General features: G+C 66.0%; 14 protein-coding genes. 8 read left to right on the forward strand and 6 right to left on the reverse strand.

Translation table 11 applies throughout. The annotated features are described in order from the left end of the window. Positions 1-17: 17 nt before the first annotated feature. Genes N7590_RS13470 through N7590_RS13480 form a run of 3 tightly spaced genes read right to left on the reverse strand, consistent with a single transcriptional unit; the run spans position 18 to position 1,260 of the window. Complete coding sequence (locus tag N7590_RS13470) at positions 18-476, reverse strand: SRPBCC family protein (protein ID WP_088430615.1); 459 nt, start codon at positions 474-476, stop codon at positions 18-20. Positions 477-478: 2 nt separating this feature from the next. Continuing rightward, a complete protein-coding gene (locus tag N7590_RS13475) occupies positions 479-793 on the reverse strand; it encodes a metalloregulator ArsR/SmtB family transcription factor (RefSeq protein ID WP_005416268.1) in 315 nt (104 codons plus the stop codon). A gap of 11 nt (positions 794-804) precedes the next feature. Continuing rightward, positions 805-1,260: an SRPBCC domain-containing protein gene (locus N7590_RS13480; RefSeq protein WP_164242743.1), complete on the reverse strand. Its 456-nt coding sequence runs from the start codon at positions 1,258-1,260 to the stop codon at positions 805-807. Positions 1,261-1,473: 213 nt separating this feature from the next. On the opposite strand from N7590_RS13480, the gene N7590_RS13485 reads away from it, so the two are divergent. Then, on the forward strand, positions 1,474-3,243 hold the full coding sequence (locus N7590_RS13485) for an oleate hydratase (RefSeq protein WP_279935608.1): 1,770 nt from the start codon (positions 1,474-1,476) through the stop codon (positions 3,241-3,243). Positions 3,244-3,291: 48 nt separating this feature from the next. Here N7590_RS13485 and N7590_RS13490 read toward each other — a convergent pair whose 3' ends face one another. Then, positions 3,292-4,131, reverse strand: a complete 840-nt coding sequence (locus N7590_RS13490) for an oxidoreductase (protein WP_164242741.1) — start codon at positions 4,129-4,131, stop codon at positions 3,292-3,294. Positions 4,132-4,239: 108 nt separating this feature from the next. Between N7590_RS13490 and N7590_RS13495 the strand changes: the two genes are divergently transcribed. The 3 genes from N7590_RS13495 to N7590_RS13505 all read left to right on the forward strand — a co-directional run bounded on the left by N7590_RS13495 (position 4,240) and on the right by N7590_RS13505 (position 6,471). Then, on the forward strand, positions 4,240-5,184 hold the full coding sequence (locus N7590_RS13495) for an AraC family transcriptional regulator (RefSeq protein WP_164242740.1): 945 nt from the start codon (positions 4,240-4,242) through the stop codon (positions 5,182-5,184). A gap of 104 nt (positions 5,185-5,288) precedes the next feature. Beyond that, positions 5,289-5,876 (forward strand): TetR/AcrR family transcriptional regulator, encoded by a 588-nt coding sequence (locus N7590_RS13500; RefSeq protein WP_008265334.1) that lies wholly within the window; start codon positions 5,289-5,291, stop codon positions 5,874-5,876. Between the two features lie 94 nt (positions 5,877-5,970). Then, positions 5,971-6,471: a hypothetical protein gene (locus tag N7590_RS13505; protein WP_164242739.1), complete on the forward strand. Its 501-nt coding sequence runs from the start codon at positions 5,971-5,973 to the stop codon at positions 6,469-6,471. An 18-nt stretch (positions 6,472-6,489) separates the two neighbouring features. Here the strand turns inward: N7590_RS13505 and N7590_RS13510 are convergent, their stop codons facing one another. Both N7590_RS13510 and ftrA read right to left on the reverse strand, forming a co-directional pair. Continuing rightward, positions 6,490-7,734, reverse strand: coding sequence for a hypothetical protein (locus N7590_RS13510; protein WP_164242738.1), 1,245 nt, complete (start codon positions 7,732-7,734; stop codon positions 6,490-6,492). A 79-nt stretch (positions 7,735-7,813) separates the two neighbouring features. After that, positions 7,814-8,815, reverse strand: a complete 1,002-nt coding sequence (ftrA, locus tag N7590_RS13515; protein ID WP_053508907.1) for a transcriptional regulator FtrA — start codon at positions 8,813-8,815, stop codon at positions 7,814-7,816. 225 nt (positions 8,816-9,040) lie between these two features. Here ftrA and N7590_RS13520 point away from each other — a divergent pair, with 225 nt between their 5' ends. The 4 genes from N7590_RS13520 to N7590_RS13535 all read left to right on the forward strand — a co-directional run. Beyond that, on the forward strand, positions 9,041-11,617 hold the full coding sequence (locus tag N7590_RS13520) for a TonB-dependent receptor (RefSeq protein WP_279935611.1): 2,577 nt from the start codon (positions 9,041-9,043) through the stop codon (positions 11,615-11,617). A gap of 87 nt (positions 11,618-11,704) precedes the next feature. Beyond that, complete coding sequence (gene msuE / locus N7590_RS13525) at positions 11,705-12,286, forward strand: FMN reductase (protein ID WP_053508903.1); 582 nt, start codon at positions 11,705-11,707, stop codon at positions 12,284-12,286. A 156-nt stretch (positions 12,287-12,442) separates the two neighbouring features. Further along, the gene (locus tag N7590_RS13530) at positions 12,443-12,805 is read left to right on the forward strand and encodes a DUF3088 family protein (RefSeq protein ID WP_005416277.1); all 363 of its coding nucleotides are present in this window, start codon (positions 12,443-12,445) and stop codon (positions 12,803-12,805) included. A 14-nt stretch (positions 12,806-12,819) separates the two neighbouring features. Next, on the forward strand, positions 12,820-13,117 hold a 298-nt coding region (locus N7590_RS13535; RefSeq protein WP_279935612.1), incomplete at its 3' end, for an LLM class flavin-dependent oxidoreductase.

A 13,117-nucleotide genomic window follows, 5' to 3' on the forward strand; every position in this document is an offset into this window, starting at 1 on the left:
AGCCCGGGCTGGGATGTTCAACTCGGCTTCGCAAACACATCCAGCCCCTTGCCCGTCTCCAGCAGCGACTTCAGGCTGGACAGTACGATCGGCCAGCCCTGGCGGATGCCGGTATCCATGCCGCTGCCCGGTTCCAGCTCCTCATGGGTAACGGTCAGCCGCACCATGTCCTGGTAGGGCACAATGTCGAAGGTGACGCGGCTGTAGGCATCGGGGTTGTCGGCCTGCGAGGCGGCTGCCCAGGTGATCACCAGCCGCGAGGGTGGGGTGCTTTCCACCACTTCGCCGACCAGCTCGACCGAGCGCGTTTCGTTGGCACGCACATGCTGCCAGCGCGAGCCGGGCTTCCAGTCCGACACGTTTTCGTGGCCCCAGTAGCGGCTGGCGATCTCGGGGCGGGTGATGGCCTCGAACACCTTCTGCGGGGTGGAGGCGATGTAGATCACGTGGATGAAGCGGGTGGACTCTGCGGACATCGTCATTCTCCTTCCAGTTCTCGTTTCAGGTCATGCAGCAGGCTCAGGCGCTGCTGCTCGAACTTGCGGACCCAGCGCTCGTACACCTCGTGCAGCGGCACCGGGTTGATGAAGTGCAGCTTCTCGCGGCCACGGCGCACGGTGCTGATGAGGTTGGCGTCTTCCAGCAGGCCCAGGTGCTGGGTGACCGATTGCCGGGCCATGTCCAGGTGTTCGCAGAGCTGGCCCAGGGTCTGGCCGTTGTCTTCGCAGAGCAGGTCCAACAGCGTCCTGCGCGTGGGGTCGGCCAGTGCCTTGAACACCTTGTCTGCATTCATGCGGGGCGTCTTCAGTTCCAGTTGTCGATCCTGACGTCGTGCGGGTTGGGTTGGCCTTTGCCGGTTTCCAGCAGGGCCTTGAGGCTGAGCAGGAACACTGCCCACTTGGTGCTGCAGTGGGAGGTGAATTCGACGCGTTCCTTCCAGCCTTCGTGGGTGAACAGGACGATGCAGTAGTCGCCTTCCTGTTTCAGCGTGAAGCGTGCGTGGGTGCCGATCCATTCGGTGGGGCCGGCGAGGAATTCCCAGAGCACCAGCTGGCCGGGAATGAGCTGTTCCAGCTTCATTTCCATGGCGCCGATTTCCTGCCCGTTATTGGTGAAGCGAACCTTGACCGTGCCGCCGACGTCGCGGTCGCCGTGGCTGTCTTCGGCCCACCAGGCGGCGACGCCTTCGGGGGTGGCCAGGGCTTGGTACACCTGGCTTGCGGGGGCCTTGATGCCGACCCTGTGTGCGATATCCACCATGGCAGGTTCCTCGCGATGGGCGGGCAGGTGCCGTCCTTGGGTGGACTATAGGCAGGCAAATGCCTGCATGTCAAATATGGTTGCGGAGGAGGTTAACAGGCATGGCCTGGCACTGCTGCGGCATTTGGTCGCAAGCGCTCGCAACTATTCCTAAGCGGTGCTGACGCATGCGGCGTTTACAGTGGGGTTACCCCCTCCAGGAAGGAGCAGTGCATGTACTACAGCAGTGGCAACTACGAAGCCTTCGCGCGCCCGCGCAAGCCGGCGGGTGTTGATGGCAAGCGCGCGTGGTTCGTCGGTTCGGGGCTGGCTTCGCTGGCCGGAGCGGCGTTCCTGATACGCGACGGCCGGATGGCCGGTGAGCGCATCACCATCCTTGAGCAGCAGCAGATTGCCGGTGGCGCGCTGGACGGCCTGAAGGTGCCGGAGAAGGGTTTCGTGATCCGCGGCGGCCGCGAGATGGAAGACCACTTCGAGTGCCTGTGGGACCTGTTCCGCTCGATCCCGTCGCTGGAGATTGACGATGCCAGTGTGCTGGACGAGTTCTACTGGTTGAACAAGGATGACCCGAACTATTCGCTGCAGCGGGCCACGATCAATCGCGGCGAGGATGCGCATACCGATGGCCTGTTCACCCTGAGCGAGCAGGCGCAGAAGGACATCATCGCGCTGTTCCTGGCCACCCGGCAGGAGATGGAGAACAAGCGCATCGACGAGGTGCTGGGCCGCGATTTCCTGGACAGCAACTTCTGGCTGTACTGGCGCACCATGTTCGCGTTCGAGGAGTGGCATTCGGCGCTGGAAATGAAGCTGTACCTGCATCGCTTCATCCACCACATCGGCGGATTGCCGGATTTCTCGGCGCTGAAGTTCACCAAGTACAACCAGTACGAATCGCTGGTGCTGCCGCTGGTGAAGTGGCTGCAGGACCGTGGCGTGGTGTTCCAGTACGGCACCGAAGTGACCGATGTAGATTTCGATCTGCAGGCCAGCCGCAAGCAGGCCACGCGCATCCATTGGACCCGCGATGGCGTGGCCGGTGGCGTCGATCTGGGCGCGGATGACCTGGTGTTCATGACCATCGGCTCGCTGACCGAGAATTCAGACAATGGCGATCACCACACGGCGGCGCGCTTGAATGAAGGCCCGGCACCGGCGTGGGACCTGTGGCGGCGCATCGCCGCGAAGGACGCGGCGTTCGGGCGCCCGGATGTGTTCGGTGCGCATATTCCCGAGACCAAGTGGGAATCGGCAACGGTGACCACGCTGGATGCGCGTATTCCGGCCTATATCCAGAAGATTGCCAAGCGCGATCCGTTCAGTGGCAAGGTGGTGACCGGCGGCATCGTGAGCGTGCGCGACTCGCGCTGGCTGATGAGCTGGACAGTGAACCGGCAGCCGCATTTCAAGAACCAGCCCAAGGACCAGATCGTGGTGTGGGTGTATTCGCTGTTCGTGGATACTCCCGGCGACTACGTGAAGAAACCGATGCAGGAGTGCAGCGGCGAGGAGATCACCCGCGAGTGGCTGTACCACCTGGGCGTGCCGCTGGACGAGATCGACGAACTGGCTGCGACCGGTGCGAAGACGGTGCCGGTGATGATGCCGTACGTGACCGCGTTCTTCATGCCGCGCCAGGCCGGTGATCGCCCGGACGTGGTGCCGGAGGGGGCGGTGAACTTCGCTTTCATCGGCCAGTTCGCCGAGTCGAAGCAGCGCGACTGCATCTTCACTACCGAGTACTCGGTGCGCACGCCGATGGAAGCGGTGTACACGCTGTTGGGTATCGAGCGCGGCGTGCCGGAGGTGTTCAATTCCACCTATGACGTGCGTTCGCTGCTGGCGGCAACCGGCCGCCTGCGCGATGGCAAGGAGCTGGACATTCCCGGGCCGGCCTTCCTGCGCAACCTGCTGATGAACAAGCTGGACAAGACGCAAATTGGTGGCCTGCTGCGCGAGTTCAAGCTGGTGCAGGATGACTGAGCCGGCGGAAGGGTGGCAGCCGGTGAACGCATCGGCTGCCCCCACGCTTCACGCGATGCCGTCGGTGGAGCGGCTGAGCTGTTCCCAGGCATCGATGGTGCTGGCCATCGACGCCAGCTTCGCGCGCACCAGTTGCAACGCGTCGCTGCCCAGCAGCAGGTGGCTGGGTGGCGCGTCGCTGTCGATGATCTGCAGCATGGCCTGCGCCGCCTTCAGCGGGTCGCCCAGCTGGTGGCCACTCTTTGCCTCGCGCGCGCTGCGGATGGGGTCAAACAGTGCGTCGTAGTCTTCAATGCTGCGCGGTGCCCGTGCCATCGAGCGCCCGGCCCAGTCGGTGCGGAAGGAGCCCGGTGCAACGGCGGTGACGTGGATGCCGAACGCTGCCACTTCCTTGCCCAGCACTTCGCTGATGCCTTCCAGCGCGAACTTGCTGCCGCAGTACCAGGCGATGCCGGGCATGGTGATGAAGCCGCCCATGGAGGTGATGTTGAGGATGTGGCCGCGACGGCGTGCGCGCATGTGCGGCAGCACCGCCTTGATCATTGCGGCCGGGCCGAACACGTTCACTTCGAACTGGTGGCGCAGCTCGGCCAGCGTGGATTCTTCGAGGATGCCTTCGTGGCCGTAACCGGCGTTGTTGACCAGCACGTCGATGGCGCCGACGCTTTCTTCGACATCGGCGACGAGCGCATCGATGGCATCGGCATCGGTCACGTCGAGCAGGCGACCGAAGGCGCGGCCGGGAGCCAACGCTTCGAATGCCACGCGCGCTTGGTCGTTGCGCACGGTACCGACCACGCGGTGGCCGGCCTGCAGGGCCTGCTGGGCCAGGGCGCGGCCGAAACCACTGCTGACGCCGGTGATGAGGATGAGGCGGGAAGAGGACATGGCGATCAGGCTCGTTGGGGGAGGGCTTGCACGTTAGTGCTTGAGCGATCCGCGCCACAGGCCTAGGATTCGTCCATTCTTGCCTATTCCTCTGGAGTGCTCGTGCCCGTGGTCGATTCCCAGCAGGCGCAGATGCAGGCGCGCATGGTCGGCCTGCTGCAGACCCTGGCGGTGGAAGAGGGCTACACGCTCACGCCGCTGCCCGGGGTGCGCCTGCTGCGCTCGAACCGGCCGCTGGCGCGTACGCCGGTGTTGTATGACCCCGGCATCGTGATCGTCTGCCAGGGCGTGAAGCGCGGCTATCTGGGCGGGCAGGTGTACCAGTACGACGCGCAGCACTACCTGGCGGTGTCGGTGCCGGTGCCGTTCACGATGGAAACCGAGGCCTCGGAACAGGCGCCGCTGCTGGCGATCTATCTGCACCTGGACCTGCAGCTGGCGGCGGACCTGATGATCGAACTGGGCGAGCAGGCCGGTGCAGGGCAGGTACCCGCACAGAGCATGATGTCCAGCCCGATGCAGGCACCGATGCAGGCCACGGTGCTGCGCCTGCTGGAAGCGTTGGCCGATCCGCTGGAAGCCGCGGTGCTCGGGCCGGCGTTGGTGCGTGAGTTGTACTTCCGCGTGCTGACCGGCGCACAGGGCGCTGCGATGCGCGAGGCGCTGGCCATGCGCGGGCGCTTCGGCAGCATCGGCAAGGCGCTGCGCACGATTCATGCGGCATATGCCACGGCCCTGGATGTGGGCCAGCTGGCGGCCGAGGCAGGCATGAGCGTGGCGACCTTCCATGACCACTTCCGCGCGGTTACCGGTACGTCGCCGATGCAGTACGTGAAGTCGACCCGGCTGCATCAGGCGCGGCTGCTGATGCTGCGCCAGCGCATGACAGCCGAGGCCGCGTCGCTGGCGGTGGGTTACGCCAGCCCGTCGCAGTTCAACCGCGAGTTCAAGCGCCTGTTCGCGCTGCCGCCCGCGGCCGAGGTGGCACGCATGCGGCGCAGTTTTGCGGTGCCGCCGGGCCCGGCAGAGGCGGTGTACGTGTCTTCGCATTGAGGGGCACGGAACAGGACGGGCCTGGTTTCCTGGGATGCCGGCCAGCGGCCGGCACTACCGGTGGGGTATTGACTGCGTGTCTACCTACTAGTAGGTTTATGCTCATGAAAGAGTCGCTCTCGCCCAAGGCCCTGGAGATCCTGGCCCACGCCCGTTCGCTGCTGGAGGCCGGCGGCTACAACGGTTTCAGCTACGCCGACGTGTCGGCGCGGGTCAACATCAGCAAGGCCAGCATCCACCACCATTTCCCCAGCAAGGCGGACCTGGTGCGCACGGTGGTCGAACTGTACCGGGCCGAGGCGCGCGAGGGCCTGGCGCTGCTGGACCGGCAGCTGGACGACCCGCTGCAGGAGCTAAATGCCTACGTGGACTACTGGTCGGCCTGCATCGCCGGCGGCACGTCGTCGTTCTGCATCTGCGCGATGCTGGCAGCCGAGTCGCCGATGATTCCTGCGGAGATTGCCGAGGAAGTGCGCGGCCATTTCGAGGACCTGAGCGGCTGGCTGGCGCTGACCCTGCAGAAGGGGGCGGCGACGGGGCAACTGCATCTGCAGGGCTCCGCGGCCGATGAGGCCAAGGCATTCATGTCGGCGGTACATGGCGCGATGCTGGCCGCGCGCGGTTTCGGCGATGCCGGCACGTTTGCCACGCTGGCGCGGCTGGCCATTGCGCGGGTGAGCACCGCCCGCTGAACCCGGTTGTCGGGGCCTGCGAGGTTCGCGGGCCTTTCTTTTGAGCACTAAGCCTACCTACTAGTAGGTTCATAAAATCTAGAGGAGTTTACCCATGTCACACGCCCTTTCCGCCCTCGGGGTGATCCACACCGCTGTCAGTCTGGTTCCGGTGCTTGCCGGTCTGTATGGCTTCATCCGTCACCGCGCCATCGACCCGGCCACGCGTTCGGGCAAGGCCTATCTGGTTGGCCTGGTGCTGTCGGTGGCGACCTCGTTCACCGTGTCCAGCACCGGCGGGCTGAATCCGGGCCACGCCTTCGGCGTGATCGTGCTGCTGGCCGCGTTCGGCGGTGTGCTGGCCGGGCGACTGCAGTTCCTTGGCCGCGCGCGGCCGTACCTGTCGACCTTCGGGCTGTCTTTCAGCTTCCTGCTGTCGCTGGTGCCGGGCGTGAATGAAACGCTGACGCGGGTACCGCTGTCGCACCCGATTGCCGCCGCACCGCTGGCGCCGGTGATCGTGCAGACGCTGCTCGGTTGTGCTGTGGTGTTTGTGCTCGGCTTCCTGGCGCAGTGCTGGAGGATCCATGCACGTGCTGTGCGTACGCGTGGCTGAGAACGCCAGCGCTGTGGATCAGTCGGCCAGCACGGCGTCGGCATCATCGCCGTAGCCAGCCCGAGCGCTGCCACACCGCGCGAAGGCGGCAGCGCTGGCCGGCAGGCCGGTGGCCTTGATGCCACGCCGTGTGTCGCCGTCGAACACCTCGGCATAGCGCTCGGCGGCCAGCATGCCGTCGGGCAGTACGTACAGCAGAACGCGCTGCAACGTGGATTGGCCCGGCAACGGCTGCGCCTGCCGGAACGCAGGCACCTGCACGCGCGCGCTGTGCCACTGTGTCGGCGCATCGGCGGTTTGCCAGCGCACCTGCAGCGGCAGGTCGAGTGGCAGCAGCGCGACGCCGGCCGGGTAGCCATAGGCTGTGCAATCCGCAGGCGCCACCGGGATGTTCTCGATGGCCCTGTCACCGATGTCCAGTGCGATGCCATTGGCTTCCATCCGCACGATGGGCGCGCTGCCATAGTTGTGGATGGTGAACAGCACCAGGCCCTCGAAGCGGCTGCGCTGCAGATCGTCGGCAGTGGAGCCGCTGAGGCGTGCGAGCGTGGGCGCGACCTCCACATGATCGCTGTAGTGGTAGTAGAGATGTACGAGCTCCGGTGTGCCTGTGCGGCCCCATCCGGTGTTGAAGCGTGTGGTGTCCGGATAAGGCTGGCGGACCAGTGGCACGTCGGTGACGGCGCGATCCCCGGACGGCGTGGCGTAGCGATAATGGTCAACGGAACGCTTCAGGCGACCCTCTTCATACGGGAAGGCCCTGTCTGCATCGGACTGCGCGTTGGGGTAGCGGTGGAAGGCCACGAAATGCCCGGGTGTGTCGCCTTGCATGGGCAGGTCCGGGCCAGTGCCGGAGCCGGTGGACGCGTACGGCGCGGTGTCCAGCCACAGGGGCTGCCCGCTGAGATTGATGTGCCGCTCGGCAATCGGGTCACGCGACCCACCTGCCACGGTGGACCACGTGTGCTGCAGGGACTGCCACAGGGGAATGATGAGCATGGCCGCAGCGGTCGGCACGAACATCAACGCATGTACGCGGCCGGGAACACGCCCGCGCTGCCGCACCATGTAGCGCAGCCAGGCCAGCACGAGCACCAACAGCAATGGGAAGCCGACCCAGAGTGCGATGGTGGCCAGCGCCACGACACCCCAGCCCAGGTTGGGAGTGGCCACCGCGATGAGCGAGAGCGTGGCGAGGAGCGTGGCCAACACCAGCGAAACGCCGATTCCGACGCGGTAGGTCCTGTAGGGGCTGTCGTTCATCACCGTTCCATCGGCAGTGTGGGGCGTGCCCCTATCTTGCAGCGATGATGACGGCGTGGAAAGTCGGGACAGAGGGCGCTCAGCAGCCGACCAGGCGATCCGCACCGATGCCGCTGCGATGCTGGCTGCGGTACTCGGTGGGGCTGGCATCGACCTGGCTGCGGAAGTGGCGCCGGAACGATTCCTGCGAACCGAAGCCCGCGTGCTCGGCGATCCATTGCAGCGGCCGGTCGGTGGTTTCCAGCAACTCGCGGGCGAAGGCCACGCGCTCGCGGATCAACCAGTCGATGGGTGACAGGCCGGTGGCGTCCAGGAACTGTCGTTGCAGTGTGCGCTGGCTGAGCGCGGCCTGCTCGGCGAGGCTGCCGAGCGAGTGCGGCTCGCGCAGGTTGCGGCGCATCCATTCCATCAGCTTCGCCAGGCGGCTGGGCTCACCATTGGGAATCGCGCGGCTGACCCGCTGGCTGCGCCCGGCATCGCGCCACGGCGCCAGCACCAGCCGTTCGGCTACCAGGTTGGCCACGCGCGCGCCGTAATCCTTGCGCACCATGTGCAGCATCATGTCCATGCCCGTGGCCGAGCCGGCCGAAGTAATGATGCTGCCCGCATCCACGTACAGCACATCCTCGCGTACATCGACGCGGGGGAAGTCGCGTGCAAGCGCTTCGGTGAGGCGCCAGTGGGTGGTGGCCTGGCGGCCATCGAGCAGGCCGGCCCAGGCCAGCACGAACGCACCGGAGCAGATCGAGGCGATGCGTGCGCCGCGTGCGTGGGCGCGGTTGAGCGCATCGAGCAGTGCCTGTGGCGGGCGCTCGCTGGGTTCGCGCCAACCGGGGATGACGATGATGTCGGCGTCATCGACGCTGCCCAGATCGTAGGGCAGCTGCACCTGGGTGTTGCCGAGCATGCGTAGTGCGCCGGGTTCGCCTGCGCACAGCTGGGTGCGGTACCAGGCCACGCCCAGTTCCGGCCGCACCGGTGCGAACAGGCCGACCGCGCAGCCGAACTCGAACAGCCCCTGGCCATGGCAGGCGACGATGGCGACCAGTGGCGCGTTGGGATCGGCGGGCAGGGCGGGCATGGCTTGATGCTACGGGTGCAGATGCGTGGCGCAGAGTGGTGTGCAGGCATGAGGTGATGCCTGTGGGGCATGTAGCACTGCAGACCGCGTTGCCGCCTAACGCCATGACCAGTGGTCATGTGGATGGCCGGATGTTACGGCTGGGTGACGCGATCACGCCTGTCGTAGCGGATGAACACGCTCTTGAATGGAAGCGTGTTTCCGGCCCATCCCCCACGAGCCCCCATGCCTGCCGCCCACACCCCCGTACTGAGCACGCTTGCTGTCCTGATCGCCGCGGCCCTGGCGGTCTCGCCCAGCCATGCCGCTGAAGCCGATGCCGAACCCGCCACCACCGCAGCGGCCGCCAACGTGGCTGCGTCCACGCTGGATGCAGTGGTGGTGACCGGTTCGCGTACCAGCACGCGCACGGTGAAGAACAGTTCCACGCCGATCGATGTGATCTCCGCCGAGGATCTCGCCGCCACCGGCCAGGGCAACCTGCTGGAAGCGCTGCAGCGTGCGCTGCCTTCGCTGAGCCAGATCGGTGGCTACCAGAGCGATCAGGAGAGCCTGATCCGCGGCTACCAGCTGCGCAACCTGTCGCCGGGCTACACGCTGGTGCTGGTGAATGGCAAGCGCCGCAATGCCAGTGCCTATGTGAGCGGGGCCAACGGCGGCGGCTTTCCCGGGCACGCCTGGGCCGATCTGGCGCTGATTCCGGTTGCTGCCATCGACCACGTGGAGGTGCTGCGCGATGGCGCCTCGGCGATCTACGGCTCGGACGCGATCACCGGTGTGGTCAACGTGATCCTGAAATCGCAGGCGCACGGCGGCGATCTGTCGGTGGAAAGCGGGCAGAGCATCGATGGCGATGGCTCGCGTACCAGCGTGCGTGCCAACGTCGGTCTGCCGTGGGGCGCCGATGGCTTCGTCAACCTGTCCGGTGAGAGCACGCGCCAGCACCATGCAATCCGTACCCGCCGTTACATCGATGGCTACCTGAGCTACCCGGCGGTAGACGCGAACGGCAACCTGGTGGCGCTGCGCCCCAACAACCGGCTGCCGGCGGGAGCCTCGCCGAACCCGGCCGAGGCGAGCCGCAATGCCGAGGCCAACACCATCCTCAGTTCGCCGTCGTATGCGTTGAAGGCCTTCGCGGTGAATGTGGGCCATGGCCTGGGTGAAAGCGCGCAGTTCTATGCCAACGCGACCGGCAGCGACCGCACCGCGCAGGCGATCCAGAATTTCCGCCTGCCCGCGACCATCTTCACCACGTACAAGGCACCAGGCGTGCTGAGCGTGTTTCCGGACGGTTTCCTGCCGGTGCTGGAAACCAAGGAGAAGCAGTACACCGGTACGGCCGGCGTGAAAGGCCAGCTCGCAGGCTGGGACTACGACGCCAGCCTGACCGGCAACCGCAGCACCGTGCGCACCTACACGCGCAACTCGGTGAACTACTCACTGCCGTACCCGGGCTCGCCCACCGATTTCTATGACGGCAAGCTGGACTACCAGCAGGGCATCGCCAATCTCGATCTGCGCCGTGGATTCGAGGTGGCGGCGTTCGCATCGCCGCTGGAAGTGAGTGCGGGCGTCGAGTACCAGCACGAGCAGTACGAGCGTGGGGCTGGGCAGTGGGAGTCGTATACCGGCTTCGGTGCCGCCGCGTTCGTCGGCTATTCCACTGCGGATGCAGTGAAGGCCACGCGCAACAGCAAGGCGATGTATGTGGGCGCGGCGACCAACATCACCTCGCGCTGGTACCTGGATGCGGCCGCGCGCTGGGAAGACCATTCGGATTTCGGCAGTGTCTCGACCGGGCGCCTGACCACGCGCTTTGATTTCACCGATGCTCTGGGCCTGCGCGCGACGGTCAGCAACGGCTTCCATGCCCCCAGCCTGGGCGCGCAGTTCTACCAGGCCACCGGCAGCTGCCCGTGCGGGACCACGCTGGTGGCGCAGGTGTCTTCGCCGGCGGCGATCGCGCTGGGCGCAACGCCGTTGAAGCCAGAGAAGGCCACCAATTACAGCCTCGGCGTGACCTGGGACCCGAGCCCGGCGTTCCATCTGGCGTTGGATGCATACCAGATCGACATCCGCGGCCAGCTCGGCCAGTCCAGCCAGATCGGCTACAACGCGCAGGACCCGGCGCGGGTGACCGACAACAGCGGCACGGTGCTGAGCGCGGCACAGAAGAACACCATTGATGCGCTGCTGGGTTCGGCCGGCATCAGCATCCTGCCCGGTGATGCGTTCTACGCCAGTTACTTCACCAACGTGGGCAACACCCGCACGCGCGGCGTCGAGCTGACCCTGGAAGCCAACCAGGAAACTGCGTGGGGCAAGCTGCGCTGGAGCTACGCGGCCAACGTCGGCCGTACCACCATCCAGAAGGTCAGCGACATTCCGGCGGCACTGCAGGGTCTGCCGAACATCAACCTGCTGACAAAGTCCAGCGAGTACGCGCTGCGCTTCCGCACGCCCAGCTACACGCAGGTGGCAGGGCTGGGCTGGCAGAACGGGCGTTGGCGCTCGAACGTGGACTTCACCTACTACGGCCCGATCAAGCGCCTGAACAACGGCGTGGAGTACAAGCAGCCGCCCGTGCTGGTGACCAACCTTTCCGGTTCTGTGGAGCTGGGTGCGGGCTGGAGTGCGGCACTGGGCATCAACAATGTGTTCGACAAGCGCACCCGCAAGGTGCCCGAGTACGCGCGCAGTGCCACCGACGTGGCCAGCATCGAGACCACGTGGGATAGCGGCGATGTGCTGGGCAATGTCGGCGCGTACTGGTACGGGCGGGTCAATTACCGGTTCTGAGGTTCAGGCCAACGGCAGTCGAGCATGGCTCGACTCTACAAGGGCAAAAGCAGCCGGGCAGGGCTCGGCTCTACATGGGAGCAGTTCATGTCTTCTGCATTGAAGGTGGTTGCTTTGGTCGGGTCGCCGACCAGCTCCGCGACGTCGCGTACGTTGCTGCTGGTCCGGCACCTGCTGGAATCGCTGCAGCAGCGGGTGCACGCCAGCGTGGACCTGGTGGAGTTGGCGCCGATCGCGCGTTCGCTGGGGCAGTCGCTGTCGCGCGCCGAGGCGCAGCCGGAAGTGGAACAGGCACTACAGGCAATCGAGGCCGCCGAACTGCTGGTGGTGGCCGCGCCGGTGTTTCGCGGCTCGTATCCCGGCTTGTTCAAGCATCTGGTGGACTTCATCGAACTGGAGGCATTGGTGGATACGCCGGTACTGCTGGCGGCGACCGGGGGCAGTGAGCGCCATGCGCTGGTGATCGATCACCAGCTGCGGCCGTTGTTCAGCTTCCTGCAGGCGCACACGTTGCCGATCGGGGTGTATGCCACGCCGGCCGACTTCGACGGTGAGCGCATCCACAGCGCTGCCCTGCAGGCCCGGATCGCGCTGGCGGCCGAGCGTGCGGTCGGGCATCTGGCCACGCAGGCTCGCGTGCTGCCGGTGCCGCTTCGGCGCATTGCCTGACGCCATAACCGGCGGCGCTTTGCTTATGGCCAAGGCGCATCTGCATGGCCGGATCCGACCGCCGATTGTCGCCTGGCATCGCTGTTGCCGGCGCTGGCTTCTCTAGCATCGATATCGAATCGGCATTGCATTGCCGGCCCTGATGAGGACGACTCCGTGAGTCTGGACGCAACTGACAAACCCATCCTGTTCCTGCTCGACCGTGAGTTCGAGGACGGCCAGATTCCCGGGCAGCGCTTCTTCTGCCGGCACAGCCTGCTGCTGGAAGGTGCGCTGTCGAGCATCGACGGCCTGGACGCGCAATTGGACGTGCGCCGCATCGGCTTCGCGCGGCCGCGCCGCGAGGTGATCGCCGAGATCGGTGAACAGGATCAGTCGTTGCCGAAGCTGGTGCTGCCGCAGGGCGTACGCAGTGAGCTTGCCAGCGGTGCGCACCAGGATCGCCAGTACATCTCCGGTGCCGAACCGATCCTGGCCGCGCTGAACGGGTTGCTTGGCATTCCCGTGGCCCACCCCTGAGCGAGGACGCGACGATGAGCTACCTGATCAGCGTGTTGGACAAGAGCCCGGTGGCCGAAGGTGCGTCACCCGAGCAGGCGCTGCGCCACAGCCTGCAGCTGGCGCAGCGCGCCGAGCAGCTGGGTTACCACCGCTACTGGTTTGCCGAGCACCACGCCGCACCCACGCTGGCCAGCCCTGCACCGGAAGTGCTGGCGGCGTGGGTACTGGCGCAGACCCGGCGCATCCGCATCGGCAGTGGCGGCGTGATGCTGCGCCACTACGCACCTTACAAGGTGGCGGAGAACTTCAACCTGCTGGCGGCGCTGGCGC

It is taken from the genome of Stenotrophomonas sp. GD04024, from assembly GCF_029837545.1.
Classification (GTDB): Bacteria; Pseudomonadota; Gammaproteobacteria; order Xanthomonadales; family Xanthomonadaceae; genus Stenotrophomonas; species Stenotrophomonas forensis.